The sequence below is a fragment of the Streptomyces sp. NBC_01381 genome (genome assembly GCF_026340305.1).
In the GTDB taxonomy this organism is placed as follows: Bacteria; Actinomycetota; Actinomycetes; order Streptomycetales; family Streptomycetaceae; genus Streptomyces.
Genome location: NZ_JAPEPI010000003.1, coordinates 130,487 through 155,839, shown reverse-complemented (window position 1 = coordinate 155,839; position 25,353 = coordinate 130,487). Strand labels below are relative to the sequence as shown.

At 69.0% G+C, this 25,353-nt stretch carries 22 protein-coding genes and 4 pseudogenes; 10 read left to right on the top strand and 16 right to left on the bottom strand.

Going from position 1 to position 25,353, the window contains the following annotated elements; genetic code table 11:
* Nucleotides 1-20: 20 nt before the first annotated feature.
* Nucleotides 21-203, bottom strand: a pseudogene (locus OG453_RS38865) (DNA cytosine methyltransferase); the annotation flags it as partial.
* Nucleotides 204-253: 50 nt separating this feature from the next.
* On the bottom strand, nucleotides 254-391 hold the full coding sequence (locus tag OG453_RS38860) for a hypothetical protein (protein ID WP_266873435.1): 138 nt from the start codon (nucleotides 389-391) through the stop codon (nucleotides 254-256).
* A gap of 664 nt (nucleotides 392-1,055) precedes the next feature.
* Here OG453_RS38860 and OG453_RS45450 point away from each other — a divergent pair.
* From OG453_RS45450 to OG453_RS38845, 4 genes are all read left to right on the top strand, one after another.
* A complete protein-coding gene (locus OG453_RS45450) occupies nucleotides 1,056-1,607 on the top strand; it encodes a sigma factor-like helix-turn-helix DNA-binding protein (protein WP_353962313.1) in 552 nt (183 codons plus the stop codon).
* A gap of 786 nt (nucleotides 1,608-2,393) precedes the next feature.
* Nucleotides 2,394-3,503, top strand: coding sequence for a serine hydrolase (locus tag OG453_RS38855; RefSeq protein WP_266873866.1), 1,110 nt, complete (start codon nucleotides 2,394-2,396; stop codon nucleotides 3,501-3,503).
* Nucleotides 3,504-3,576: 73 nt separating this feature from the next.
* On the top strand, nucleotides 3,577-4,149 hold the full coding sequence (locus OG453_RS38850; protein WP_266873434.1) for a GNAT family N-acetyltransferase: 573 nt from the start codon (nucleotides 3,577-3,579) through the stop codon (nucleotides 4,147-4,149).
* A gap of 69 nt (nucleotides 4,150-4,218) precedes the next feature.
* Complete coding sequence (locus tag OG453_RS38845; RefSeq protein ID WP_266873433.1) at nucleotides 4,219-4,623, top strand: RidA family protein; 405 nt, start codon at nucleotides 4,219-4,221, stop codon at nucleotides 4,621-4,623.
* Between the two features lie 46 nt (nucleotides 4,624-4,669).
* Here the strand turns inward: OG453_RS38845 and OG453_RS38840 are convergent, their stop codons facing one another.
* The 4 genes from OG453_RS38840 to OG453_RS38825 all read right to left on the bottom strand — a co-directional run bounded on the left by OG453_RS38840 (nucleotide 4,670) and on the right by OG453_RS38825 (nucleotide 8,863).
* Nucleotides 4,670-6,052, bottom strand: coding sequence for an MFS transporter (locus OG453_RS38840; RefSeq protein WP_266873432.1), 1,383 nt, complete (start codon nucleotides 6,050-6,052; stop codon nucleotides 4,670-4,672).
* Nucleotides 6,045-6,308 (bottom strand): helix-turn-helix transcriptional regulator, encoded by a 264-nt coding sequence (locus tag OG453_RS38835; protein WP_266873431.1) that lies wholly within the window; start codon nucleotides 6,306-6,308, stop codon nucleotides 6,045-6,047. Before OG453_RS38835 ends, OG453_RS38840 begins: the two co-directional genes overlap by 8 nt.
* Complete coding sequence (locus OG453_RS38830) at nucleotides 6,229-6,954, bottom strand: hypothetical protein (RefSeq protein ID WP_266873910.1); 726 nt, start codon at nucleotides 6,952-6,954, stop codon at nucleotides 6,229-6,231. The genes OG453_RS38835 and OG453_RS38830 overlap by 80 nt, the downstream gene beginning before the upstream one ends.
* A 367-nt stretch (nucleotides 6,955-7,321) precedes the next feature.
* Nucleotides 7,322-8,863, bottom strand: a complete 1,542-nt coding sequence (locus OG453_RS38825; RefSeq protein WP_266873430.1) for a helix-turn-helix domain-containing protein — start codon at nucleotides 8,861-8,863, stop codon at nucleotides 7,322-7,324.
* A 225-nt stretch (nucleotides 8,864-9,088) separates the two neighbouring features.
* Here OG453_RS38825 and OG453_RS38820 point away from each other — a divergent pair, with 225 nt between their 5' ends.
* Nucleotides 9,089-9,955: an LLM class flavin-dependent oxidoreductase gene (locus OG453_RS38820; protein ID WP_266873429.1), complete on the top strand. Its 867-nt coding sequence runs from the start codon at nucleotides 9,089-9,091 to the stop codon at nucleotides 9,953-9,955.
* 34 nt (nucleotides 9,956-9,989) lie between these two features.
* Here the strand turns inward: OG453_RS38820 and OG453_RS38815 are convergent, their stop codons facing one another.
* Both OG453_RS38815 and OG453_RS38810 read right to left on the bottom strand, forming a co-directional pair.
* Nucleotides 9,990-10,853 carry a hypothetical protein gene (locus OG453_RS38815; RefSeq protein WP_266873428.1) on the bottom strand — a complete coding sequence of 288 codons (864 nt, stop codon included), beginning with the start codon at nucleotides 10,851-10,853 and terminating at the stop codon, nucleotides 9,990-9,992.
* Between the two features lie 590 nt (nucleotides 10,854-11,443).
* Nucleotides 11,444-12,007 (bottom strand): CGNR zinc finger domain-containing protein, encoded by a 564-nt coding sequence (locus OG453_RS38810; RefSeq protein WP_266873427.1) that lies wholly within the window; start codon nucleotides 12,005-12,007, stop codon nucleotides 11,444-11,446.
* 124 nt (nucleotides 12,008-12,131) lie between these two features.
* Between OG453_RS38810 and OG453_RS38805 the strand changes: the two genes are divergently transcribed.
* On the top strand, nucleotides 12,132-13,415 hold the full coding sequence (locus OG453_RS38805) for an MFS transporter (protein ID WP_266873426.1): 1,284 nt from the start codon (nucleotides 12,132-12,134) through the stop codon (nucleotides 13,413-13,415).
* 125 nt (nucleotides 13,416-13,540) lie between these two features.
* Here OG453_RS38805 and OG453_RS38800 read toward each other — a convergent pair whose 3' ends face one another.
* The 3 genes from OG453_RS38800 to OG453_RS38790 form a co-directional block, all read right to left on the bottom strand.
* Nucleotides 13,541-14,866, bottom strand: a complete 1,326-nt coding sequence (locus tag OG453_RS38800) for a phosphatase PAP2 family protein (protein ID WP_266873425.1) — start codon at nucleotides 14,864-14,866, stop codon at nucleotides 13,541-13,543.
* 289 nt (nucleotides 14,867-15,155) lie between these two features.
* Nucleotides 15,156-16,346, bottom strand: a complete 1,191-nt coding sequence (locus OG453_RS38795) for a cytochrome P450 (RefSeq protein ID WP_266873424.1) — start codon at nucleotides 16,344-16,346, stop codon at nucleotides 15,156-15,158.
* Nucleotides 16,343-17,035, bottom strand: a complete 693-nt coding sequence (locus OG453_RS38790; RefSeq protein ID WP_266873423.1) for a tRNA-dependent cyclodipeptide synthase — start codon at nucleotides 17,033-17,035, stop codon at nucleotides 16,343-16,345. Before OG453_RS38790 ends, OG453_RS38795 begins: the two co-directional genes overlap by 4 nt.
* A 290-nt stretch (nucleotides 17,036-17,325) precedes the next feature.
* On the opposite strand from OG453_RS38790, the gene OG453_RS38785 reads away from it, so the two are divergent.
* Entirely contained in the window at nucleotides 17,326-17,778 is a 453-nt protein-coding gene (locus OG453_RS38785) for an SRPBCC family protein (RefSeq protein ID WP_266873422.1), read from the top strand.
* A 197-nt stretch (nucleotides 17,779-17,975) separates the two neighbouring features.
* Complete coding sequence (locus tag OG453_RS38780) at nucleotides 17,976-19,064, top strand: hypothetical protein (RefSeq protein ID WP_266873421.1); 1,089 nt, start codon at nucleotides 17,976-17,978, stop codon at nucleotides 19,062-19,064.
* 238 nt (nucleotides 19,065-19,302) lie between these two features.
* Here the strand turns inward: OG453_RS38780 and OG453_RS38775 are convergent.
* The 3 genes and pseudogenes from OG453_RS38775 to OG453_RS45445 form a co-directional block, all read right to left on the bottom strand.
* Nucleotides 19,303-19,662 (bottom strand): annotated as a pseudogene (locus OG453_RS38775) (recombinase family protein); the annotation flags it as partial.
* Between the two features lie 69 nt (nucleotides 19,663-19,731).
* Entirely contained in the window at nucleotides 19,732-21,969 is a 2,238-nt protein-coding gene (locus tag OG453_RS38770; RefSeq protein WP_353962312.1) for an NACHT domain-containing protein, read from the bottom strand.
* A complete protein-coding gene (locus OG453_RS45445) occupies nucleotides 21,878-22,810 on the bottom strand; it encodes a Tn3 family transposase (protein ID WP_353962311.1) in 933 nt (310 codons plus the stop codon). Before OG453_RS45445 ends, OG453_RS38770 begins: the two co-directional genes overlap by 92 nt.
* Nucleotides 22,811-23,307: 497 nt before the next feature.
* On the opposite strand from OG453_RS45445, the gene OG453_RS45440 reads away from it, so the two are divergent.
* Nucleotides 23,308-23,748 (top strand): hypothetical protein, encoded by a 441-nt coding sequence (locus tag OG453_RS45440; protein ID WP_353962310.1) that lies wholly within the window; start codon nucleotides 23,308-23,310, stop codon nucleotides 23,746-23,748.
* A 44-nt stretch (nucleotides 23,749-23,792) separates the two neighbouring features.
* On the opposite strand, the pseudogene OG453_RS45435 reads toward OG453_RS45440, so the two are convergent.
* Nucleotides 23,793-24,239 (bottom strand): annotated as a pseudogene (locus OG453_RS45435) (DUF4158 domain-containing protein); the annotation flags it as partial.
* Between the two features lie 206 nt (nucleotides 24,240-24,445).
* Between OG453_RS45435 and OG453_RS38760 the strand changes: the two are divergent.
* A pseudogene (locus OG453_RS38760) lies at nucleotides 24,446-24,669 on the top strand (IS5/IS1182 family transposase); the annotation flags it as partial.
* Nucleotides 24,670-24,854: 185 nt separating this feature from the next.
* On the opposite strand, the gene OG453_RS38755 reads toward OG453_RS38760, so the two are convergent.
* Complete coding sequence (locus OG453_RS38755; protein ID WP_266873417.1) at nucleotides 24,855-25,304, bottom strand: helix-turn-helix domain-containing protein; 450 nt, start codon at nucleotides 25,302-25,304, stop codon at nucleotides 24,855-24,857.
* Between the last annotated feature and the right edge of the window lie 49 nt (nucleotides 25,305-25,353).

Genomic DNA, 25,353 nt, shown 5'->3' with positions numbered 1-25,353 from the left:
TTCCGCTCCAGCGAACCATTGGCGTATGTGGGCGGCGGGGGCTCGGCGGTGCGCGTGCGGGAGGCGAGCAGGATCGCGCCGCCTGGTCTGCGGCACGTCGTAGTCCGCCGCGTTCATGATGCATGCAGGTAGCGCATCGGCTCGGCCGCCAGGAGGGAGCGCTCGTCGCGGGAGGAGGACAACAGCCGCTCACGGGTGTCGCGGTCCTGGGCGGGGGCGGCGGGACAGCGGGACGCTGGGGAGCCGGCGCGGACTACCGACCGTCCGCGGCGGGCCCGACGGCCGTGCGCCTGCGCTCGCGGCACGCCGCGCAGAACTCCAGGCACACCCACACGCCCACGGCGGCGACCGTGAGCAGGACAGTGACGCCAACGACAAATGGGATGATCATGCGGTGAGCCTATCTCGGCGTGTCGCATGACCATCGCCCGGCCGCGACCGGGCTCGCTTCGAAGGGCATCGCTTAGGCGCGAGCACTTGTGGTCAATTGCGTTAAGCGGCAGCACCTGGACCGTCACCGGCCCGTTGGTCCTCGCATGACTGATGTCAGCAGAACCGTTTCTGCAACAACCGACGCCGGCCCGTCCCATATCCCCGCCGGGGAGGCGGCGGCCTCCTCGCAGACGCCGATCTACGACGAACTGCTGGCCCAATGGAAAGAGCAGCGCAAGTACACCCCGACGACCTCGCCCCGGAAGAGACCAGAGAACCCCAGGGCCCGCCGGTCGTCCAACACGGACCGGCGGGGCGCTGTGACCGGACGCGTACCCGTGGCCAACGCACCGGGCTACGCCGCCGGTCACGCCAGGAACCTTTCGCAGAGGAGAGGTTGAGACTCCGGGAGGGGAACTTCGATCGCTGTGAACGGGTGAACAAGTCGATGAGCCACTGGACGTCAGACTCCCTTTGTGCCGATACGCCATCGGCTCACCCCTCGCGCCCCACGCTCGTCGAACCGCATGCCCGGGCACACCTGCGTACCGCCACACCACGCCGAGCCGCCCATTCCGCGACCTCTATGAACGCCGCAAACCCACGGGGTTCGCCCCCCCCTCGTGGGAGCACTGCTGCTCTTGCCCGAGCGGCACCGCCTCACTCTCCTGATGTGCGACGGCCTTGGAATGAGCATTTCTCAGGCAGCGGCCGAAACAGCAGCCAGTACCTCGGCCGTCAGGAACCGACTGCGCCACGCCCGCGCCGCCATCAGGGGCCAATTCCCCGAGGTCGACGACGACGGCGAAGCGCTGCGCGAGCGATTCAGAACGCTCGTGAGGCAGAAATCCATCGCAACGGTCCCCGCGGCCAAGTCGGTTCGCGCCGGCAGCGAGCGACGCGTTCGGGCGCTCATGTGCACCGTCGTATGCGCGGTCGCCGTCCTCATCGGCCTCATCGCCGCCTCAATCCTCACGAGTACGGCTGCTGAGCACGACAGGCCAAGCGCACATGGCCGGGCCGCGGCCCATGCCTCCACCACAAGCGGGTGGTGCGAGCACCGTGCGCCTCAGCCGTCGTCGGTGCGCGGCTCTCCGTCGTCCGGCGGGGCCTGGGAACCGCCCGACGAGGTGTGCCGGAGCGGACGCGGGCTCGGGGGAGTGCCGGCTGCGTGAGCGCCTGGGCCGCCCCGGCGAACGCCAGATCGCGGAGGGCGTACGCCAGGACGAAGCGGGGGCTTCGGGAAGTTCTCGTACGCCTCCCGCTGGTTGTCGAGGAATCGGTGCAGAGCCACCTCGGCTTCTTCGTCCTCCGCCGCAGACGGCGGTGGCGGTTCCGCGGGCGAGCGCTTGAGCGCCTCCCGGCGGTCTGTGCGATCGTCGGCTTCGGTACCACTCTGCCCGGCGCGAGGCGTTGCGCTGTCCGCCACGGGGTGTGGCGGACGCCGGCGAGCGGCGGAGCTCTGGTTTTCCAGTACGACCCACAAGTCGCGCCACGGCTGCAGGCGTAGGTCGGTGTGCTCGGGGACCGCGATCTCTTCCCCGTCCTGGTAGGCGAGCAGCAGCTGATCGTAGGTCGTAAGAAGGCGCTCCGCTCGCGCTTGAGCACGGTCAGGGCGGCGCCCAGGCGCTGAAGGGTCTCGCGGCGACGGCCGCTCGCGTCATCGTGTACGTCCACCACGTTGCCCCCTGCCGGCCGCGAGTGACGGAGTCCAGGCCAGGGCGGGCACGGGCCGGGTGACACGGTGACGGAACAACGTGGCGCCTGACCCGCTGGAAACGCCGGGTGCCCGTCGCCCGCGTACCGTTCTCGGCTGGTTGGAGCAGAGCCGCGCGCGGGTTTCTGACCGGCGGGTGAAGCTGGACGTCCCACCGCGCTCACGCTTCAGGAGTCCTCCCGTGCCAGGTCCCAGCACCCCGAAGGTCCGCCTCTCCCTCGTCGCTCTGCTGGCCGCCGCCTGCATGGCCGGTCTCGTGCATGCCCCGGCCCAGGCCGAGGATGTCCCCGCCGACGACCACCGCGCGCTGCGACGGCAGTTGCAGGAACTGACCACCGCGCCCGGCGGGCCGCCCGGAGCGATGGCCGTCCTCAAGCGCGGGTCCCGCACCGAGGTCTACCGGGCGGGCGTTGCCGAGACCGGCAGCGACCGGCCGATCAAGGTCACCGACCACATGCGCATCGCCAGTACGGCCAAGGCGTACAGCGGCGCGGTCTCCCTCCGACTCGTCGACCGCGGGAAGCTGCGTCTGAAGGACACCATCGGCAAGGTGCTTCCCCGGCTGCCGCGTGCATGGCATCGGGTGACGCTGCGGCAGCTCCTGAACCACACCAGCGGACTGCCGGACTTCTCCGATGACCCGGAGTTCCTGGCCCTGGTGACCGAGGACCCGCGCCGCCGCTTCGACTCCCGCCGACTCCTCGACTTCGTGGCCGACGAGCCGTTGGCGTTCCGTCCGGGGGCCCGGTACGCCTACTCCAACTCCGACAACATTGCCGTGGCGCTGATGGCGGAGGCGGTGACGGGCCGCCGCTACGAAGATCTGCTCGCCCAGCTCGTGTACCGCCCGTTGCACCTGCGCCGCACGAGCCTGCCGCAGGGCTACCGGATGCCCGAGCCGTACATGCACGGCTACGACGTCACCCCGCCGAACCCGCCCGAGGACGTCAGCGAAGTACTGAGTGCGTCGGGCGTGTGGGCATCGGGCGGGATCATCTCGACGCCGAAGGACATGACGGCCTTCATCCGCGGCTACGCCGGCGGAAAGCTGATCTCCGACCGGACCCGCCACCAGCAGCTGAACTGGGTGAACGGCGCATCCGAACCCGCGGGCCCCGGCAAGAACAAAGCCGGTCTGGCCATCTTCCGGTACACCACCCGCTGCGGCGTGGTGTACGGCCACACGGGCAACTTCCCCGGCTACACACAGCTGATCGCGGCCACCCGGGACGGCAAGCGGTCGCTGACCGTCTCCCTCACCACCCAGATCAACAAGATGAACAAGCCGGAACTCCTTGAGCGGCTGCGGACCGTGGAGGAGAACTTCGTCTGCGCGCTGTTGCGCAAGCGGTAGGGCAGTAAGGGCAATAGAGGAGAGCACTACGGGTTGACCGGCGTCGCGATGGCTGCCATGACATCGTGACGCCATGACCATCGATGTGCGCCCGGCTTCGGTCTTCGAGGACGTCCGCAGTGTGATCGGCCCGAAGTCGCCGCAGGCCAACGTCTGCTGGTGCCTGAGCTATCGGATCCCCTCCAAGCTCAACAACGAGCTCCGCGGTCCGGACCGCGGTGATTACGTCGCCGGGCTTTGCCGTGCGGACCCGCCTCCCGGCGTGCTCGCCTACGACGGTGACGAGCCGGTCGGCTGGGCCGCCGTGGCACCGCGCTCGGAGACCTCCTTCGCGCACAGCCGTAAGATCCCGCACGTCGACGACCTGCCGGTCTGGTCGCTGTGGTGCATCCGCGTACGCCCCGGTCACCGGAAGCAGGGCATCTCGCACGCCCTGATCACCGGCGCGGTCGAGTTCGCCCGCGCGCACGGCGCACCGGTGCTGGAGGCGTACCCCCTCGACAGCGGTGATGCCAAGGTCGACCTGACGATGGCGTACGCCGGTATCCGCAAGAACTTCGAACGCGCCGGATTCACCCACGCCGCCGACACGACGTCGGTGCTGGCCGGTCACCCCCGGGTCCTGATGCGGCTGGACCTGCGCTGAAGGTCGGCTGCTCGTGTTGGACAGCGGCCGGTGTGGAATGAGCACGCTCGCGCGGACGTTCGAGGAGACATGACGAATGATCAGCGCAGCATCACCAACCCCGCGACTCTCCACGACCCGACACCGTTCGGCTACAGCCACGCCGCCTCGGCGCCCGGCGAACTCGTCTTCATCGGCGGCCAGTACGCCTCCGATTCCACCGGCGCACCCGTACCCGGAGACTTCGCCGCGCAGGTGGAGCTGGCCTTCGACCGGCTGCGATCTGCACTGGAGGGGGTCGGTCTCGGATATGAGCATGTGGTCCGTCTCGGAACCTTCATCGTCGACCACGACCTCGACAAGCTGGAGGCCCTCGGCAAGGCGCTGCACGCCCGCTTCGGCGACCGGCTGCCGGCCCAGACGCTGAGTGGCGTCGCCTCGCTCGCGCTGCCGGGGATGCTGTTCGAGGTGGACGCGGTGGCGGTGCGGCCCTAGCGGATCGCTCCGTCGGGGCTCGGCCACCGGGCACTGGCAAATCTCGTCAGGCTTCCCTGCCGGCGGATTCCTCAACTGCCGCCGGAGCGAAGTCGGTTGGGCCTCGACCCTCTACCCTGCGCAGATTTCGGATCGCCGGTACGGACAGCAGCGCCACCGCCACCACCATCGCCATCACCGCGTTGAACCCCAGCACCTCGCGCACCCCGAAGATCTCCGACGCGGGACCGGCGAGGGCTTGGCCCACGGGCATCATCGCCACCGAACCGGCCACGTCGTAGGCATGGACCCGGCTCCGCACCTCGGTCGGTACCTGGGTCAGGATGCTGGTCGTCCACATCACGCCCCAGAAGGCGTTGGCCGCACCGGCGGCCGCGAGCCCCGCGGCGATCAGCGGCACCGGAAGCCCGAGGGCCACCGACGCCGGCTGCAGCCAGTACAGCAGCAGCGCGGCGGAACCGGCTCGCAGCGGTCGCACCGGCCGCACCCGCATGGCGACGAGCGCACCGGCCACCATGCCGGCGCCCATGGCCGAGTTGACGAGGCCGAGCGTGCTGGGACCGTACTCGGAGACGACCTCGGTCGCGATCAGCGGGACCATCGGCCCCCAGGACGCGATCATGAGGACCATCCAGATCACGATCACGCCCCAGAGCCAGGTACGGGACCTGAACTCCTGCCACCCCTGCACCAGATCGGACCGAAAGGAGTTCTCCTTCGCCACCACGGACTTCGCCGCCACGGACTTTGCCACCACGGACTTCTCGACGACGGACTTCGCCATCGCGGACTTCGACGTCACAGACTGCGCCACCCCGGACCGGTCCGCCGGCGCCGGCAGTCGCAGCAGCGCCAGACAGATGGCACTGGCCAGGTATGTGAAGGCGTACGCGACGAAAACCCCGCCCGGCTCGGTGAGCCCCACCAGCGCACCGGCCACCGCGGGACCCGCCATGGTCATCAGGGACTCGATGGTGCGGATGGCCCCGTTCGCGCCCTGTACGTCCGCGGCGATCCGCGGGATGAGGGTGGGCAGGCCGGGCTGGAAGAGCGCGGCGCAGATTCCGTTGACGGCGGACAGCAGACAGATCTGCCAGACGACGATGTGGCCGGTGAAGAAGAGCCCGGCCATGACGGCTTGCACGACGACGCGTACGAGGTCCGCCCCGATCATCAGCACCCGGTTGTTCACCCGGTCGGCGATCACCCCGCCGAAGATGACGAACCCGGCGAAGCAGGCCGTCATGCTGGCCAGTACGGCCCCCACCACCCCGGCCCCGTATCCGCTCAGCACCAGCCCGGTGGCCAGCGCCACCGGGGCCATCATGTCGCCGAGCCGGGCGACACCGCGGGCGGCGAAGAAGAGCGAGAAGTTGCGGGACCACAGGCCCCCTGGCGCGATGGACATGTCCCCGGGAGCACTAGTCATGGTGGGCGCAGTGTCGCGGCCGCAAGGTGCTCCGGGCAACCGAATTGCTCTGGACCAGGGAAGTCGGCGCTCCGGCGCTGAGCAGATCGGCGCCCAATTGCGTGAGTATGTGCCGGACTTGCTGGCGCTCCCGCACGCTGGCCACAAGACCGGCCCTGCGGAGTACCGCCGCGTGCTCACTCGCCGACGACAGCGACACTCCGGCGTGTTCCGCCAACTCCGTGGTGGTGTGGGGTTCTTGGAGTGTCTGCAGCACCGCCGCGCGGGTGTGCCCAAGGAGGGGCGCCAGCCTGGAGTCCGGCGTGATCGTGTCCGGCAGGAGCGGGCGCGCCGGGTAGACCAGAACGGGCAGCAGCCTGTCGTCCAGGAGGGGCGACCGGCGTACGGCGACAGAAATACGACGGGACGAGCAGCGGTCCGCGCCCGCCCAGATGGACCTCCCTGTCGACCGGGTAGTGGGCGGTCAGCACCGAGGGCTGCCAGTGCAGCATGGGCCCGAAGGTGCGCAGCATCGCCTCTGTCCCGGCGCGGCACTGCACTCCGGTGCGGTGGCGCCGGTCGGCCTCGACGCGCGTGGCGACGTCGCGCCATCTGGGGCCGAGGACGCTCGAGTGGTACTGGTGCAGGGCGCGGCCCAGCCGGCGCAAGGCGTCGACGTCGCCGTCGGCGAGGGAACGTGTCCAGGAGGGCAGTGCGTTGTCCTGTGCCAGCAGGGAGAGTTCGGCGCGCAGCCGCGGCTTCGGAGTGGACAGCACGGCGTCGATCCCACTGTCCAGGCCGTCCGACGCCGCGGCGGGAGTCAGGAAATCCGGAAAGTAGCCGCGAGCCGGCATCAGCGGGGCCAGCGCACTCAGCATCTTCCGCCGATCGGGACGTGTCCGTCCCGCGGCGGCGGCCTGCACGCTCCTTCCTCCTTCCTGGAGTTGATGCATGCTCAGGACGATTTCCCACAACGGGTCAGGCCCGTCGGCCACCCTGGTCCGCGACAGATCTCCTTCAGTGAAGTGCATGCGCAGCACGGCATCCCCCGATAGTCCGCTACAGCGTCGTCCTGCATACGCTGGCTCGCTCTGTTCCTTGCGGCCGGCACCGTTCGGGCAGGTCCGAAACACCGAGGGAGGCAGGTGCGGCCCTTCAGTGCGGTCCGCCGGTCCTGGTCAGGGGCCGGCAGCGTCTGGTGTACGGGCGGTCATGACCACGCTAGAAGCCACCGCGCCCTGCGGCCAGTGTGCACGGTGCTCAACTGAGGGCGCTTGTTGTGCACGATGCTCACAGGGCCCGTGCCGCGGTGATGTCCAGGGCGTGGACGACGTCGTGGGCGCCGGTGCCGGTGGTCAGCAGATCAAGCCCGAGGACGGCCTCTGCGGTGCGCAGGTGGGCCCGTACCGTGTTGCGGCTGATGTCCATGCGGCGGGCGGCCTGTTGGGCGTCCGTGTTGGCGTCGATCCACGCCTGAAGAGTGCGGCGATGCCGCGCGTGCAGGGGGCGCAGGATCGTCTGGGCCCAGGCGGCGGCGGGCTCGTTGCTCAGCAAGTCGGGCAGCGCGGGCGGCAGTTGATGCTGATCGGGTTCGGGGCCCGCGCATGAGTTGCCCAGAGCGATGGCCAAGTGGACGGCGGCGCGGGAGCGGACGTCGGACAGGTCCTGCCCCAGGGCGAGTTCGGCGCGCCGGAGATGCGCGGCGACGGTATTGCGGCTGAGGCCGAGCAGCCGGGCCACACCGGACCGGGGCACGCTCACGGCCAGCCGGGTGATGTCGGCACTGGCCTTCGGGACCGAGTCCAGCGGACGCAGAAGGGCGCGGGCCCAGGCGCGCGCGGGCTGAGCGGGAAGGATGCCCGCCAGCGGCGTCTGACCGTGGTAATGGGCCACACGGCCGGGAGTGGTACGGGCGGCGGCCAGCGCGTGCGCGGCCTGGCTGTAGGCCTCGGCCGTCGCGCCGAGGGGCTGCGCGCCGCTGACCCCCAGCGCATAGCGCGGATCGTCGCGTACGAGCAGACGCAGCGTCTCTCCAAGGCCGCGCGCCGGCCCGCCGGAGCCGCGGGAGCTGCCAGAGCGGCCCTGGCTGCCGGCGCCGCCGGATCCCCCGGGCGTGCCGTCGTCGTCGGCGATGAGGCAGATCAAGTGCTCTTTGAACACGGGGCAGTGCACCATCAGAGCCTGCCCGTGGTAGCCGTACGGATCCTGGTGAACCCGAGCGATCCGGTCACGGTCGGCCGACGGGCAGCGCAGCAGGTGCACGCGCAGCCGATCGGCGTCCAGCAGCGGCGGAACGGCACCGGTCGTCATCCGCCGGGCCAGCAAGGGACCCCCCGTCAACAGCCCGTGCAGTACGGCGAACCGCAACTGGCGTGCCTTGTCGTGATAGTCCCGCCGAGCCCGGTCCACGCCGTCAGCGCGGCGCAGCAAGGCGAGCACCTGGCCGGCGTGCGAGGTGAGCGCGACGGTCTCCGGACTCGGCGCGGAGCGCCCGACCACCACAAGCACCGGACGCGGCTCGTACGGCCCGAGGGCTTCACAACGCACGTGCAGCCCTTCGGCCTGGGCCGCCGCCGCGGCCAACTGCCCACCGGACAAGCGCCCGAGCAGCCCGGCGAGCGAGCCCAACACGTCCCGCGGAAACCCTGCCGTGGACGACTCCACCGTCATCGCGTCGTCGGCGACCACCGCGGCATCGACGCCGGTCTGCTGATGCAGCCAGTCGAGAATCCTGCCCGCGTCGGCCCCGGCCCCGCACGACGCCTGACGTCTCACCTCACGCAGCAGCCCGCCCAGCCGGCCGTCCTGCCACTGCTCTCCCGCGTCCCCCACGGCTCTCTGTCCCTCTGCCGACATCCCGTTCTCTCCGCGCGCTGCCCAACGACCCAGCCACCCACGGGCGACGCGCCTGCTCCAACCGCCCGAGGAGTCCGCTCCCAGCGTCTCACCGGGCCGGTGGGCGGGGGAGTCCTGACGCCGGACGGGCCGCTGTGGTGTGGCGGTTCGGCGGTTCGCTAACCGGTTGCCGCACCCGATGCCGTGCAGCAGGATGCGGGAATGCGCTTCTCGGTCAACATCCCAAACTTTGGTGACTTCGCCGACCCCAAGGCCGTGGCGAAGGTGGCCGCAGCGGCGGAACAAGCAAGCTGGGACGGCCTGTTCGTCTGGGACCACGTGCTGCATCGCAAGCACGCGGGCCTGCCCTTCGGGGACCCGTGGATGCTGCTGACTGCCGCGGCGTTGGCGACCTCCCGGATCAGGCTGGGCACGCTGGTCACGCCGGTCGCCCGGCGGCGCCCGCAGCAACTCGCCCGCCAGGTGGCGACCTTGGATGCGGTGAGCGGTGGTCGGGTCACCTTCGCTACGGGGCTTGGCGGGCCCGTCGAGGACGAGTACGAGAGTTTCGGTGACGCCACGGACCCGAAGGTCCTGGCCGAGCGACTGGACGAGGGCCTGGACCTGCTGCAGCGCTACTGGTCGGGCGAGCCGGTGAACCACGACGGACGGCACTACCGGGTACGGGACGTGACCTTGCTGCCCGCCACGGTGCAACGCCCTCGGCCCCCGGTCTGGGTCGCCGGCTTCTGGCCGAACCGCCCGCCGATGCGCCGGGCCGCCCGCTGGGACGGCGCGGTCCCGCTGTTCACCGATGCCAGGCACGGCCACGTGCCGCCCGCCGACCAGGTCCGCGACCTGGTTGCGTACGTGCACAAGCAGCGCGAGGACCGCTCCGACACCCCCTTCGAGATCGTCCTCGGAGGCGCCACGCCGGGCGGCGACACCGCCAAGACCCGTGACCTGCTCGCCCCGTTGGCCGAGGCGGGAGCCACCTGGTGGGACGAGCGACAGCTCCAGACCACCGAAGCCCTCCACCGGCTCACCTCGGTGCTGCGCCGCATTGAGCAGGGGCCGCCGGTCTTGTAATGCACAAGGCCGCAGTACACCAGGCGAAACGGGGTCAGTTCCTGTTCAGGGTGCGCGTGATCCCGGCGAGTACCGCCGTCGTCAGGATCCATCCCGCAGCGATGAGGGTGTAGGACAGCCAGGAAGGTGCCCCTCCCTGCCAGTACCAGGAGGTGCGCTGGCCGAGACCGCCGATGGGGATCAGGAGGTCGAGGGTGTAGACGAAGGCGTTGAACGGGGGCACCTGGCCGGGTTCGGTCGGCCGGGGTGAGTGGGCGCTGAAGACCGTGGTGCCGAGCAGGATGAGCGCCGCGATCCACACGCCCGCAAGCCAGGGGCGGTAGCCGTAGCCGACGGCGGCGTCCAGGAGGTGTCCCCACAGCCGGGCGGGCAGGCCCAGCGTCTTCCTGCGGTGGCACTGTTTGACCAGCAGGACGCGCCGGGCGTCGTCGTCATGGCCGATCTGCCGGTACCAGGCGGCCAATTGCTCGTACGGCTGGGCGGCGTAGCCCGGATGCCGCCGAATCCACGCCACGCGGCGCTCCACGGAGCGCTCCTGGACTTCGCCGTTCTCGTGGAGAGAGCCGTAGGTGAAGCCCTGCAGGCGTACGGTGTCCGGCCACACATCTTCTCGGTCACGGATGGTCGCGGCCCGCGCGTCCTGCAGGTCCATCAGCCCCGACGGGGGCTCCACCGGGGTGAAGACGAAGACTCCTGCCTGCATGCGCGCGCAGTCCAGCGCCGTGCCGTCGGCCCGTACAACGGCGCCGTCGAGGGTGAGTTGGTCCGCTATCTGCGCGCCGCGGAGGCTGACGGTCCCTTCGGCCGTGAAGCCCTCGGACAGCGCCATGGTGCTCGCCACCGCATGGTCGGCGAGGAGCGCGACGCCATCTGGATGGTGCAGCTGTGCCTGCTCCATGTGCAAGCCGCCGGGCAGTTGCGCACCCAGGAGACGTATCCCGCCGTGGACGGTGGTTCTACGGCAGAACAGGCCGCCTTCCATGACGAGTCCGCCGGCAACGACAGCCCAGGCGCCGAGGGCCTGCCGTTGAGAACCGTGCGGCGAAAGGCGACCCTTCCCTCTACCCGGGCCATGGTCAGGTCGAGTCCCGGAAGCCTGCTGCCCTTGATCTCGATCGTCCGGGTGGCCGCTCCGTAGAGCCTGACGCCCTGCTCGAACCAGCACCCGTCGAACCACATGCCGTGCCCGATCTCGGCCTCGCTGAGATCGAGGGTGCCGCTGATCCGGGCGCCCGCGAGCCGCAGCGCCGGGACACTCCCCGGCTGGCCCGGGTTCCCCCCGAGGAGCAGGGCTCCCACGACACTGGCCCTGACCGTCCGCGCGTCGCCCCATCCATCCCCGTGCTCGGGGTCATCCTCTGGACCACCCGTACGGAAGTCCACTGAACCGCCCGTGGGGTAGGCATCCCACAACTGGCGCTCTGCTGACGTGAGTTCCTCGTACGCATGCACGCCGGAAGACTAACGGGCGGCGACTACAGATGATCACTACGCCCCCTGCCGCTGCCGTGACGCGTACGACCGGCTCTTGTTGCGGTTGCCGCACACCTTCATCGAGCACCAGCGGCGGCTGCGGTTCTTCGACACGTCCCAGAACGCCCAGCCACAAGTGTGCTCCGCGCAACGCTTGAGCCGGGCGGCGTCCCCGGTCGTGACCAGCTCACTCCATGCGATCGCCAGCGCGGCCAGCGGCCTGCGCTCGGTGGGCAGTTCCGTCATGGGGGTCAGGAAGCCGCGTGCCGTGACCCGCACGGGGTGCTGGGCCAGTACCTGGTCCGCGGCGGCGAGCAGGGCCGGGTCGGGGGTGTCGCCGACGTGGCCGCCCAGTTCCTCGCGGATGCCTGCGCGCAGGGCCAGATAGCTCGCGTGTACGTCGGCGGGGATGCCGACAGGGACGTCGACGGGGACGTCGCCATGCGCGTCGAGCAGGCCGCGGCCCGTGAGCCACTGGGACAGCCCGGCCGGGGTGGCGATCTCGTCGCTCGCCTCTTCCACGTCGACGGTGTTGGCGAATGCCTCCACCAGGACGGCTGAGGCCGGCGGCTCCAGCATGGCGCGTCACCTCCTGCGGGTTCCCGCCATTCTACCGCCTAAGCGTTTTACCGGTTGCGTGATGGCGGGGAGGTGCGCCAGAGTGGCCTAACCGGTTAATGCGTTAGACGGTTAGGGGAGGGTCATGGTCACGGCAGTGCCCGAGCGGACGGAGACCGGCAACGGCCTCGGTGGTGTGACGCTGGAAGGTCGCCCTCCAACAGACACTGGCCGGCGCAACACCGCAGTTCTGGTCGGCTTCACCGCCGTGACCAACCTCGCCGACGGCGTGATGAAGATGGCCCTGCCCCTGCTCGCGGCCCAGCTCACCGGCTCGCCCGCCCAGGTCACCGCCGTATCGATGACCCTCACGCTGCCCTGGCTGCTCGTCGCCCTGCACATCGGCGTGCTCGTCGACCGCTTCGACCGGCGGCGGCTGCTCTGGGGCGCGAACGGGATGCGGCTCGCGGCGATGGGCTGGCTGACCGGGTCCGCCGTGACCGGTGGCATCACGCTCGTTCAGCTCTTCAGCGCCGGGGTGATCCTCGGTGTCGCCGACGTGCTCGCCTCGACCTCCGCATCCGCGCTGGTCCCGGCCGCGGTGCCGGCGGCGGGGCGGGAGCGCGCCAACGCCTGGATGGTGGGGGCCGAGACCGTGGGGCAGGAGTTCGCCGGGCCTTTCGTCGGCGGGCTGCTCCTTGCCGCGGGGACCGGCCTCGCGCTCGGCCTGATCGGAGCCTCGTACGCGATCGCCGCCCTCGCCCTGCTCCTGCTGGTGGGCCGCTTCCAGGCCGCCCGGCCCGCCGCGGACGCCGCTCCCGTCTCGGTCAACAGCCGCATCGCCGAAGGGCTGCGGTTCCTCTGGGGCGACCCGGTGCTGCGCACGCTCTCGCTGGTCGTCGCCGTACTCGCCGCCGTCTGGGGCGCCTGGCTGGCCCTCATGCCGCTCTACGCACAGCAGGCCATGGAGCTGGGGCCGCAGGAGTACGGCATCGTCCTCAGCGCCCTGGGGGTCGGTGGTGTGGCCGGCACGGTGGCCGTGACCTGGGTGAACCGGCTGCTCGGCGCTCGCTGGGCGATGTTCGCCGACCTGGTCGGCACCACCGCGATGGTGGCGCTGCCCGCCCTCACCACCAACATCGCGGCCGTGGCGGTGGGAGCCTTCCTCGGCGGCATGGGCGGCACCCTCTGGACGGTCAACGCCCGCACCATCACCCAGCGCATGGTCCCCGACGCGATGCTCGGCCGCTACGGCGCGGCGGCCCGGCTCTTCAGCTTCGGCGCCATGCCGCTGGGCGCGGCCCTGGTGGGCCTGCTGGCCGAGCTGGGCGGCATGCGGCCGGCCTTCGGAGTGTTCGCCGTGGCCACGGCGGCGACACCGGTGCTGTTCCTCAGGAACGTCACACGGCAGGCCCTCGCGTCCCGATAGCACCCGGCCGAACGGGATGCGGGGGAGGGCCGGGAAGCCTGTGCCAGGCAGTTCTTCGCCCGCACACGTTCAGCTTCCCGACCCCACCCGGTAAGCGCCCGGCCCACCACCTGCCGCAACCTGAATCACACGAGTTCGGGTTGCGGTTCCGTTTCGGATCGCTGCGCTGGTACGGCCGCCTTCGGCTCCCACAGCTTGCTGGTCCGCATATAGCCGTAGACCACCGAGGCCATCGCGAGAATAAGAAGCGGTCCAAACACCCACGGATATTCGGACATCTCCACCGGCAGGTAGCGATACGACACCAGGAACAGAGCGAAGACCGTTACGCCGTAGGCGACCAGCTGGATTCCGTGCCGGTCCCAGCCGCGGTCGTGCGCGCGCAGCGCCGCGTCGATCGTGAACGCGAACACCACGCCGGCAACGATATCCACGCCGTAGTGATAGCCGAATCCCAGCGTTGCGCCGAGGGTGGCGATCAGCCAGAACGTGCCTGCGTAGCGCAGAATGCGTGGCCCCTTGCGGGAATGAATGAAGATCGCGGTGGCCCACGCGGTGTGCAGGCTGGGCATGCAATTGCGAGGGGTGAGCTCGTCGAACGGCATCGGTTGCGGATTACCGATCGGCGGCGGCGTGTCCGGCCACAGATTGGCCACCGCCAAGTGCTCGGCGCCGGTACCGAAGGCGCCGGTGCCGTAGGCGAAGATCGGTCCGACCACCGGGAAGATCATGTAGATCGCCGGCCCGAGCAGGCCGATGACCAGGAACGTACGCACCAGATGGTGGCCCGGGAAGCGGCGCTCGGCGGCCACGTTGCGCAGCTGGTACACCGTGACGACGACCGCGGCCACCGCGAGCTGAATGTAGACGTAGTCGAGAACATGGGCGCCGATCGAGCCGGTGGCCTCGACGATCCGGCCCGCCACCCACGACGGATTGCCCAACGCGTGATCGGCGCTGGCCAGGTACTGGTCGAGCACCAGCGGGCGGGTCTTGGAGGTGATGAGGAGCCAGGTGTCGCCCGTCTTGCGGCCGGCCACCAGCAGCAGGCCGAGACCCACGCCCTTCAGCAGCAGAATCCGTTCCGAGCCGGTGCGGCGCGTGACGGCGATGACCCCATAGGCCAGAAGCACCCACAACGCACCGTTGCCGAACATCATCTTGGCGTCGAGCACCCAGCGAACCAGCAGGAAGACGAGGTCGATGCCGATCGCGAAACCGACCGCGATGAACCGCTGACGCCAGGTGAGGACCACCATCATCAACGCCATGCCGGCGTACAACAACGGCCCCGATTTGGGTGCGAATATCACCTCTCGCACCTGGTTGGCCATCGGCCCCGGTACGCCGTAGTGACGCGCGGCGATCTCCAGCACGATGAGGAATCCGAGGCCCACAACGGCCGCCGTGGTCCACAGTATCGCCCGCGGCTGACGCCACGCGGCGAACACTTTTCTGCAGTTTCTCCGCGAAAATATTCGCGATGCTATAGATATCAATGTTTGGCCGATTTGTTAGTTGTGGTTAATTGGCTCACTCTTCGTGCTAGATAGCATGGTTTTCTGGTGAAGTACGGGCGATCAGGGCACTCCTGGTGAGTTCGATCATGTTAGCGGAGTGGTTCAGACGGGTTTCGTCGGCCATCGGTGTCGCGAATGCCACCGTGAACCGGCACGACAGTGCCCCCGGCCAGACGGAGGAAGGCCGAGGGCGCTGCCGTGTGCTGTCACACGGTGAAGGTCACCAGGTGATCGGCAGCCGCTCGGGGATGCGCTTCATGAACCCGGTGCGCCACACCAGTTGCTCGACCGGCACGGCCAGGTCCAGGGCGGGCATCCGGTCCAGCAGAACCGAGATCGCGGTCTGGGCGTGAGCTTTGCCCAGCGCGGTCGCCGGGCAGTAGTGCTGCCCTCCGCCGAACGACAGATGCGCGCCCGCATTGGGCCGGTCCAGGCGCACGGTGTGCGGGTCGGCGAACTCGTCCGGGTCGTGGTTGGCGGCCTCGACCAGGACCAGCACCAGCTCACCCTTGCGCACCGTGATGTCACCCAGCTCGACGTCCCCTGTCGCGATGCGGGGCAGCCCGTCGGCAATGGAGAGGTTGATGCGCAGCAGCTCGTCCACGGCGGCAGGGATCAGGCCCGGGTCGGCGGCCAGGTGCTCCTTCAGCTCGGGGTGCTGGATCAGCGACACGACCGCCATCGTCAAGAACCCCATGACGGAGATGACTCCGGCGCCGAACATCGTCACCCCGACCGTGGCCAGCATCTCGTCACTGACGTCGGCGTAGTCCGGCGTCCCGCGCAGCGCGGCCAGGTCGCCCATCAGCCCGCCGTCCGCGTCGTCCAGCCGGTCCGTCATGTAGGCGATGTCACGGTCCCAGTTCATCCGGGCACCGGGGATCTCCCGGGGGCTGTTCATGAACGCGATGTGCAGCGACCGGTACAGCAGACCGGCGTCTGCCGGCGGGATGCCCAGGATGCGGCAGTGCAGCCCCGTCGAATAGGGCACGGTGAACCCTCGGCGGAGATCGGCCGGCGCTCCCTCCGTCATGAGCTGGTCGACGAGCCGTTCGGCATGGCCGCGCATCCAGTCGCCCAGGCCAGCAGCCTTGGGGTTCAGGGCTTTCATCACGGCCTTGCGCAGCCCGGCCCCCGTGATGTTGCCCATGTTGTTGACGACCTCCGGCGGGATGGTCAGCGCGTACTGGCGCGGCACCCCCGCAGCGGACGTGTCCTTGAGGGAGAACCGGGCGTCGTCCAGCACTTGTTTGCACAGGGCGTACGACGACACCAGCCAGGCCGTATCCCCGGCGATGGTGCGGACCCGCTTGATCGGCTCACGGCGCAGCAGGGTTTCGATCTCGGGCGGGAGCTGGTCACCGCGTGGGGAGAACGGGAAGTCGAGCAGATGTGTGGTGCCCGTGGTCATACGAGTTCCCCTTGGGTGGCGTCGGCGGGGGTGACGATGGCATGCCCCTGGTTGCGGGACGCCCGCAGGCCGTGCCCCCTCGCGTACAGCAGGTCGGCCATCGGCAGGGCCTGGTGGTAGCAGTTGAGCGAGGACGGGACATCGAGGATCGCCGGAGTGTCCAGGAACAAGGGAGCTTCGGCGATGACGTAGGCGCGGCACGCGTCGCGCTGCCGATCGGTGGGAGCTTGGCCGCCCAGCACCTTGTTGGTGAGGAACTCGTCCACCAACTGGTCGCACACCGTGCGGAACTCCCGGTCGGTGGCCAGCAGGTCGTCCAGGTGGGTGCGAAGCTGCCGGTAGGCGGGCAGGTCGAGCAGCGCGGACATGGGCCTGCCCCGCAGGCGCTTGCCGTCCGGGTCCAGGCTGGCGACGGCGGCGTTCGCCTTGGCGCGCACTCCGCGCAGCTGCTTGACCGCCTTACGGCGCGCGTCGTCGAGCGGATAGCCCAGGGCTTCGTACATATCGGCGACGTGCAGGTCGGTCCAGATCAGATCCACTTGCTCGAACTGGTCGAGCCCCCAGGCGGCCAGTTCGGCGATCCGCCGGTGCGTGAAGTAGCTGTTGCCGGGCGAGATGCCGATCACGGCGTGTGCGCCGTCGTCGTGGATGACCTGGCAGTGAGGTGTGTACGGACGAGCCTTGATCATGTCAGTCGTGGTGGTGGTCAAGGAGTGTGTCCCCTACGGCGCGCTAGTCCCTGCGGGGCCCCGTGCCCCCGGTGTGGCGACGCCGTCATGAAACTAACCGAACAGGGGTGCGCGCAGGGGGGTAACCAGGCAGTAACTCTCTGGCATTTCAGCAGGTTGAAAGCTGGATCATCCGCACTCTCGCGCACCTCGGCGTCGCCGCATTTCGTGACGATGGCGACTTTCCGCCCGTCATGGGATTATTTGTGTGAAGTGACAACGGGTACGAAGAAGGCAATAAAGAGGGCAAAATGTCCACCATCAAGGAATCCATCGACATTTCCCGCAGCCCCGAGGAGGTCTTCTCCTACGTGACCGACCCGACCCACCTGCCCGACTGGCAGGAGAGCGCCGTCTCGGTCCGCCTCCTGGGTGACGCGCCGATCACCGCCGGCTCGAAGGTCGCCGTGACGCGACGGATGGGGCGTCGGGAGATGGTCACCACAATGCAGGTCATCGACCTTGATCCGCCGAGGAGTTGGCACATCCACGGTATCGACGGCCCGGTGCGCGGCGATGTCCAGGGCACGATCGAGCCGATCGACAACGGCGAGCATTCACGTCTGACGCTCGCCCTCGACTTCGAGGGCCACGGCATCGGCAAGGCGCTGGTCCCCCTCGTGGTGCGCCCGCACGTACGCAAGGAGATGCCCAGGGACGAGCGGACCCTGAAGGGCATTCTGGAGGCGGGAGCACCCCGGTGAGGCCTCGCCCTGAGGCCGTTCGAGGTATCGAACACGGCTCTGGGGCAGATGCACCCGCCGGGCGTCCAGGTTTCCGATGCCAACCATCTGCAGCTTTACGTCTGCCCGGAGTTGGACTTGACCAGCTGAGCACCGACGCGAACGGCGCCGATTGAGGGGGCAGGGGACTGTCGGTGGCTGGTGGCAGGATCACCGGCATGGTCTTCGTACGTACGACTCCGCCGCGGCCTGTAGATGTGAGCGCGGTCTTTTCTGAGCTGGCTTCTTTGGCGCGTCCTGCGATTCGGCTGCATCCTCGCCCAGGGTCGCCTTCGGTCAGGGAGAGTTCGGTCGGCGGGCCGTTGCTGTGGCCGGCCGAGGAGCCGTGGCCGCACTGCGAAAGCTCGCACCTGCACCGTGACAGTGGGTTCCGCCGGTCGCCGGCCATAGTGCGGCTTGAGAGACGCATGCAGGCCCGGTGGCGCCCTGATTCCGGTGACTTCGAGCTGACGCCCGAGGAGGAGGCGCTCAAGGAACGGAGCGCCGCGAGGCTCGCGGAGCGACTCGACGCCAGCCCTCCGTGGCCGGCGGACTGCCCGGTCCCCATGCTGCCCGTGGCTCAGCTGTATCTGCGCGACATACCCCTGTTGCGGCCGCCCGGCCAGGCCGATCTGCTCCAGATTCTCTGGTGCCCCTACGACCATGAACCGGATTACAAGCCGTCGACCGCGCTGTTCTGGCGGTCCGCCGCCGCGGTCGTCGACATCCTCGCCACACCGCCGGAACCGTACGAGGCGAACTATCCGGGCTATGTGCCGGAGCCGTGCGTGCTGGCACCAGAAGCGATCACCGAGTACCCCGACAGCCTCGATCTGAGCCCGGAGATGCGGCTGATGGTGGAGGACCGGAGCAGGTGGCAGGCAGCCGGCGTCGGCGTGGACAGCGCCTATGTGGACAGCACCTATGGGGACTATCCGCGGGACTTCTATGACTGCGAGCTGGCTGACGCTCCCGGCTGGAAGGTCGGCGGCTGGCCCCCGTGGGGCCGCACCGACCCGTATCGCCGATACTGCACTGTCTGCGATGTGCAGATGGTCCCGCTGCTGACCATCGCTTCCTTCGAATGGGACGGTGGTGAGGGACGCAGCTGGGCGCCGTCCGAAGACCAGGCCGCCGCCTACGCCGCCCATTACGCCGGCCAAGACCCCTCGCAGCCGACTGCGGTCGAAGTGGGCAGCACCGACAACATGCAGCTCTACGTCTGCCCGACCTCCCCCGAGCATCCGCACACCGACCTCATCCAATGAGCCATCGGGCCTGTCATGCACCCTCCGTAGCCAGCGACATGAATGCTGCCGCATGAGAGTGCGTGACAAGCCGCTTGCCTCGCTTGTGCCGACCAGGCAGCTTCGACCGACCCCACTCACCCCGTCATCCGGCTACGCCGGTGCCGACTACTGGACCTCGGCACAGCGGCATGATGCTGGTCGTGGGTGCTGATCTGTCGAAGCGTCAGAATGCTGTCTCCGGCGCAAACGGCGGTGATCAGTCCTTGGACCTGGTGGGTTGGGGCAGTTCCGGCGTGCTCGTCGCCTCAGCGAGTGCGAGGCGACCGCCCTTCAGTTCGGGCACGTAGTTGTAGATCGTGTTCCTGGAGACGCCGAGAAGCTTCGCGATTGAGGTGACGGTGTTCTCCGGGCGGGCAAGCAGTCGCGGGCGTGACGTACCTGTTCCTCCGTCATCGCCGGCGGGCGGCCGAGCCGGGCGCCGTGGGCTCGAGCGGCGTCCATGGCCCTCGTTGGTGCCCTGCACGATGAGTTCGCGGATGAACTCCGCCAGCGCCGCGAACACGTGGAAGACCAAGCGCCCGCCGGGCGTGGTCGTGTCAAGCGCCTCGTGCAGCGCATCCATAGGCTTCCCCGCTCAGCCCTCGACGAGAAGCGCTCAACCTTCGCTGCGACAGAACAGCTGGGCTCATCCGCCCGTCGTCGGAGGTTCACCGACCTGAGGGGACCCGAGCCGTGTCGTTGGATTGCGTGTGCTGGGTAGGTGGACATGTCCTACGGCGAGATGCTGCTGCAGGCGTGCGTGACGAAACTGGTAGACAGGACCTACCTGGCGCAAGACTCCCAGTCGGTGGGCATCGGCGAGGAAGGACTGCAGCCGCCACGGCAGGCGGTCGCCTGCGGCCAGCAGGCCCCGCGCGGCGGTGTAGTGGGGCCATGCATGGGCCGCCAGAGCCGCCGCCAGAGCAAGAGGGCCGTACCACGGCAGCATGATGTCCACCGGATACCAGACATCCCAGAAAAGGCCGTTGAGCGCTTGATGCACCAGAACGCCGCAGCACACGGCCGTTGCACCGCTGACCAACGTGATGAGCCGGTCGGCCCGAACTGACGATCCCGCAGTGATGATGTCCTGGTCGGTCGTACTGCGCCGTACCCACTGCAGCATGGCTTGCGCCGCGCCAAGCAGAGCTCCGAGCGCGAGCCCGGCCTGCCCTGCGGCCAGAAGGCTCTGCCAGGTCACAGGCGAGCTGAAGTCGCTGATGACCAGTGCGTAGAGGGTCAGGACCGCAACGCCGAGGACAGCGGCACCAAGAACTGTTGCAGCGGCGCGGAGCAGGCGCCGACGCCAGTGGCCCAGAGTCAGGGTTCCCCGGCTGGGCAGGCGCGGAGGCGCGGGCAGGCCAGCACTCAGCGCAATCACGAGGAACATGAGCCACAGCCCGAGGGCTTCGGCGCCTTGAACGCTGAACCATGGCTCATGGTCTTTCAGGTCGCACACGCCGCCCGCCGTCACCCCAGCCAACCCGGCGCAGGCAGCAATGAGCCCGGCCGCAGTGATCGGCCGGGCCGCGCTCCAGCCACGGCTCGCTGTCCAAGCACCGGCGCACTGGAAGGAGAGCAGGGCCACCCCCCAGGTCACCAGCTCCGAAACCCCTGGCCAAGGGCCGCTCAGAGCGCACAGCGCCACCACGGGAAGAGCCCAGATAACGGCACGGATCGACGGGCGGGCGAGAACCGGGACCCAACGATATGTCTGCCACCAGGACAGGTCATACGTGCCGTGCCGATGGAGGCGGGAGGCCAGATAGGTCAGGTACCGGTGGGCGCGTGGAGGATCCCAGCGCCTGGTGGGGTCCTGCCGCTGGGCACGTGCGTAGAGGGCCGGAACGACGCTGTCCAGGAGGTGGTGCTCCACTGCGGCACCGGTAGAAAAGCGGCGTGCGTCGGCCAGTTCGGCCGGGTCTCCGGGAGCATCCGCGTAGACGGAGCGAGCCAGCGCCACGGTCAGGGGACTCGCCAGAGCCTGCGCGGCCGCGCCCTGAGGCTCGCGCGCCAGATGCTCGGACACCGTGTTCCAGGCGTCTTGGCGCGGGCCGGGCGGGGTGGCCAGACGCAGCAGGGCGAGGGCATCGTCGGCGCGGACGGGGGCGGGGGTGATGGCTGCGGCGCCGGACAGAACGCCGGCCTGGGCCGCAGCCGTGGCGTAGTCGGTGGTGCGACAGGTGAGCACCAGGGGAGTGTGCGGGTCCAGGGCATCGTTGAGCGCACTTAGGACGACGGCGCGGCTGGAACAGGGGCGCTCGTCGAGAGCGTCGAGCACGGGCAGGATCCGGCCTTCGGCGAGCAGGTCCTCGATTGCGCTGGGCCCGAAGTTGTCGGTGTCGGCCAGAGCCGGGTAGTCCGCGGCGATCCGGCGCCGCAGCCATACGGGCACGCTGTCGCGTGACGGGTCGAACGTGGCCAGAGACAGCAGTGCAGGTACGGGCTCGTCCGTATCGCGGTCGTTGAGCAGAGCGAGGGTGAGTAGCACCGCGAAGGTGGTCTTGCCCGATCCGGCCGCCCCCAGGACGACCAGTCGGCGCCGTGGAAGGGCACGGAAGGCGGCCGCCAGTTCCTGCGGTGCGTCGGCCCGGCAGGCGACCGGGTCACCGATCAGCTGTCGGTGGTCGCTGATGTCACGAAGTGAGCAGTCGGTCCACAGTACGGGCAGCGGCGCCGGGTCGAACAGCTGCCGCAGCACCGCCTCGTCCTGCCACTGTCGGCGCACCAGCCGCGCTAGCACCATCGCGGCCTCCGCTACCTGTCCGGAAGTCGAGCGGCCGTGCCGTGGGTTACGGCGCCATGCCCACACCGCCATCACACCGAACAGGCCGACCACGGCCGCCACCACGGAGGCAGCGTTCCCGATGTCCTCGGGGCTCACTCTCCACACGATGAGCAGGCCCGCGGTCACGGCGACACACAGCAGCCACGTCACCATCCACCGTTGCCGCACCTTTACCCCTAACCTGCCGCAATGCTGCCCCCACCCAACGTCCGTTCGTAGACACCCGCCGGTATCCGCGGCCCGGGTACGGTGACGGCAGGCGCCGGCCGGCGGGCGTGAGGAGGTCGACCCACTCCGATTCGCCGAGGATGTCCTGGAGCATCAGGGTGTTCACGTAGACCAGGGCCGATTGCAGAATCCGCAGGCACAGAACGAACATCTCCTGCTCGTCACGCCGGTTGGAGGCGATCTCCCCTTCCTTGCCGTAGGCGATCACAGAGTTGGCGCCGTTGGAGGCCTCCATGACGTTCAGGCCCTCCTCGATCTCCCGTTGAAGGTCCCGCAGCCGCAGGTAGCGGGCCACGAAGATGGTCTTCTGGGCACGGCCGACTTCCAGCATCGCCGCGTAGGTGGGGTGGGAAGCGTTGCGGGTACGGATCGCCGTGGCGTACTTGATCATCTGGTCGTACTGCTGGGCGATGAGTTCCCAGCGGATCGCGCGGGTCAGCGCCGGGGTCAGCTGTGGGTAGGCATCCGGCTCGCCGGCCACGGCCCGGTACAGCTTGACCTTGTTGATCCGCTTGATACGCGGCAGCAGGTCGAAGCTGAGCAGTCTCGTGATGCCGAACCCGATTGCCGACTGGCCATGCGAGTCCGTGTAGTTGGCCTCCACGTCCATCGTGGTTCCGTGCCGCATCGCGCCCTCGATCATCGCGGCGACCTCGGACGCGGTGCAGTTGATCAGCTGGGAGTGGATGGCCAGCGACTTCTTCTCCACGTGCCAGTAGATGAGCACCCCACGGCCGCCGTAGCGCGAGTGCCACCACCCGGCGCCGGCCCCGCTTGTCGGCGCGGTGCACGACCTCCACCCAGTCCCCGCCCATCGCCTTGTGGACCGGCGGCGTCTCGCCCAGCGGGTAGTACGTCGTGTTCCCCGCGTTCGCGTACCGCGCCACCAGCGCCAGGGCCTCGATCACCGGCCGGTGGGCGTGATTGCTGGAACGGAACTCCAGCACGTCCAGCAGCTTGATCAGCCCGCGCCGGTAGTGGTTGGTGTAGGACGCCTTCAGCGTGGTCTGCACCGTGCGCCGGTACACCGGCCCGCGGGTCTTGAACTCGTGCACGAGCCCCCGCAGCGTTGCCTCGCCCCCGGACACCGCCGGGAACACGACCTGGCGGACGTTCCCCTCCGGGGTGCCGAGCGATGTCTTGGCGAGCTTGAAGAGGATGTTCTCCTTACCCGATACGTTCTTGAACGCGTTGATGAGCTGCTCAGTGACCTTCTTCTCCGCCCGCGCCCCGATCCGGTGCACCGTGGAGATCAGCAGCTCCACCAGCGTGTCGGTGATCTCCCGTTCCCGCTCGTGCAGCAGCGCGGCCAGCAAGGTCACCCGCAGCGCCACCGGATGCGTCCGTAGATGGGAAGGCGACTCCACCGCGGCCCGCGCCCGCCAGCCCGCCACCGCCTTCGGCGCGACGTCGATGAACAGATCCCGTGGCAGACCGATCGCCCGCACCGCCAGGAGCTTGTCGATCTCGGTGAGCATCGTCTCCAGGCTCACATTGCCCGGCGCTTCCTTGGCCTTCGTCAGCACCGGCGGCGCGTCCTCGCCCTCCGCACCGCCACCCGCGGGTCCGGCGTCGTCCTGGTCGGCGCCAGTCGCCCGAGCCACGATCCGCTCGATGCTCTCCACGGTCAGCCGCGAGGAGATCTGAGCAGTCAGCGACTCCTCGGCCGCCCGCAGAGCGGCCCCCACGATCCGGTCGCACCGGCCCGACGTGGGCGGCTCGATGCTCTCCGCGCGGCAGCGCGCCAGTGGTTCCACCCGCACCTGCTCGGGTCTGCGTTCCTTGTGCGCGACGTGCTCAGCCACATACGCCGTCAGCTTCGCGTCCGCGACGCTGCACTCACGGAAGCCTAGGTGCCCCCGGATCTGCGCACGGTGGTACTCGACCGTGCGGCCCGTCCAGTCGTAGGACTCCAGCTCCGAGGCAGGGACCTGCACCTGACGGGCGACGAACTCCACGGCCTCACCGGGCAGTTCTGCCCGGTTCCGGGGAAACCGGCCGTACTGCGTATGGAACTTCAGCAGCACGGCGAAGCCCAGTCGCATCGCACCACGCTTGCCGGACACGAGCACCTGCTCGTCCTTCAACAGCGTCCAGTGCTCGACGAGTTCATCCAGGTCCAACGAAGTACGGGCCACGATCGACGATCGTCCCCACAGAGCTTCACCCACCGCAGCCGTACGACCCCGGACTCACCCACACGGGTGACGCCCTCTCAAGATCACCGCCGTTTCAAGCCGCTGATCCTGCGATACCTGCCATCCGTTCGCGGTGCGGGCGACGCCGACGGCGACCGGTCAAGATCCGTGCGGACAAGGCATACTTCTCCGCCGGCCATCTCGCCTGGCTCCGCGGCCGGGGCCTGGTCCCATGCATCGCACGCCCCGGGATCGAGTCCAGCGAGCGGCTCGGCCGCCACGCTGGAAGATCGAACGGTCCATCGCCTGGCCCTTCGGCTTCCGTCGGCTGACCGTCCGATACGAACGAAAGGGCTCGCACTTCCTTGCCTTCCTCGGCCTGGCCGCAGCTCTGACCTGCTATAAGAAGCTCGCCAAATGCACCACGTGAGGCAACCTCCAAGTACCTGTTCCCAATCTGACGCCGGCTGCGATCGATGGTTGGACTGTGAAGTTCATCGGTAAATGACGTGGTTACGCGGCGGCATTCGACGTTGCCGCGGCACCGGTGCGGAATTGATTCACGGAACGCCGTCGAACGCCCGGTTGTGTGGGCTGCAGGTTCACACAGCAGGCTCAGTCTTCGGCTGCCGCGCGGTGGTGTTCCTCGCGGTGGGCGAGTACGTCGCCCATGTGCGCTTCGGCCCAGTCCTTGAGGCCGGCCATGACGCGGTTCAGGGACAGACCGAGGTCGGTCAGTTCGTAGGTGACGGTGACGGGCACGGTGGGTGTGACGGTCCGGGTGACCAGACCGTCGCCTTCGAGGGAGCGCAGGGTCTGGGTGAGCATCTTCTGGCTGGCGCCCGCGAGCCGGCGGGACAGTTCGGAATAGCGCATCGGCCGGGGCCCGTCTTCGTGGTCGACCCCGGGACGGTGCGGGCCGTCGCTGCCGAGCGCCGCGAGGATCAACGCGACCCACTTGTCGGAGATCCGTTCGAGCAGTTGTCGGCTGGGGCAGCCCGCCATGAACGCGTTGTAGCTCGTCTTCTCATCGGCCCGCTGCTGGGCCGCCGTCCGCGTCGACATCGATCGCTCCTTCCGTACCCGACGGGGGCTTACGCACTTTCAAGTGCCT

Excerpts from the sequence above, each read along its gene's own strand:
- OG453_RS38845 (WP_266873433.1), top strand. The coding sequence starts at position 4,219 with ATGACGAATGATCAGCGCAGCATCACCAACCCCGCGACTCTCCACGAC.
- OG453_RS38860 (WP_266873435.1), bottom strand. The coding sequence starts at position 391 with ATGATCATCCCATTTGTCGTTGGCGTCACTGTCCTGCTCACGGTCGCC.
- OG453_RS38815 (WP_266873428.1), bottom strand. The coding sequence starts at position 10,853 with ATGGAGCAGGCACAGCTGCACCATCCAGATGGCGTCGCGCTCCTCGCC.
- OG453_RS38850 (WP_266873434.1), top strand. The coding sequence starts at position 3,577 with ATGACCATCGATGTGCGCCCGGCTTCGGTCTTCGAGGACGTCCGCAGT.
- OG453_RS38780 (WP_266873421.1), top strand. The coding sequence starts at position 17,976 with ATGGTCTTCGTACGTACGACTCCGCCGCGGCCTGTAGATGTGAGCGCG.
- OG453_RS38805 (WP_266873426.1), top strand. The coding sequence starts at position 12,132 with ATGGTCACGGCAGTGCCCGAGCGGACGGAGACCGGCAACGGCCTCGGT.
- OG453_RS38755 (WP_266873417.1), bottom strand. The coding sequence starts at position 25,304 with ATGTCGACGCGGACGGCGGCCCAGCAGCGGGCCGATGAGAAGACGAGC.
- OG453_RS38810 (WP_266873427.1), bottom strand. The coding sequence starts at position 12,007 with ATGCTGGAGCCGCCGGCCTCAGCCGTCCTGGTGGAGGCATTCGCCAAC.
- OG453_RS38790 (WP_266873423.1), bottom strand. The coding sequence starts at position 17,035 with ATGATCAAGGCTCGTCCGTACACACCTCACTGCCAGGTCATCCACGAC.
- OG453_RS38795 (WP_266873424.1), bottom strand. The coding sequence starts at position 16,346 with ATGACCACGGGCACCACACATCTGCTCGACTTCCCGTTCTCCCCACGC.
- OG453_RS38840 (WP_266873432.1), bottom strand. The coding sequence starts at position 6,052 with ATGACTAGTGCTCCCGGGGACATGTCCATCGCGCCAGGGGGCCTGTGG.
- OG453_RS38785 (WP_266873422.1), top strand. The coding sequence starts at position 17,326 with ATGTCCACCATCAAGGAATCCATCGACATTTCCCGCAGCCCCGAGGAG.
- OG453_RS38820 (WP_266873429.1), top strand. The coding sequence starts at position 9,089 with ATGCGCTTCTCGGTCAACATCCCAAACTTTGGTGACTTCGCCGACCCC.
- OG453_RS38855 (WP_266873866.1), top strand. The coding sequence starts at position 2,394 with ATGGCCGGTCTCGTGCATGCCCCGGCCCAGGCCGAGGATGTCCCCGCC.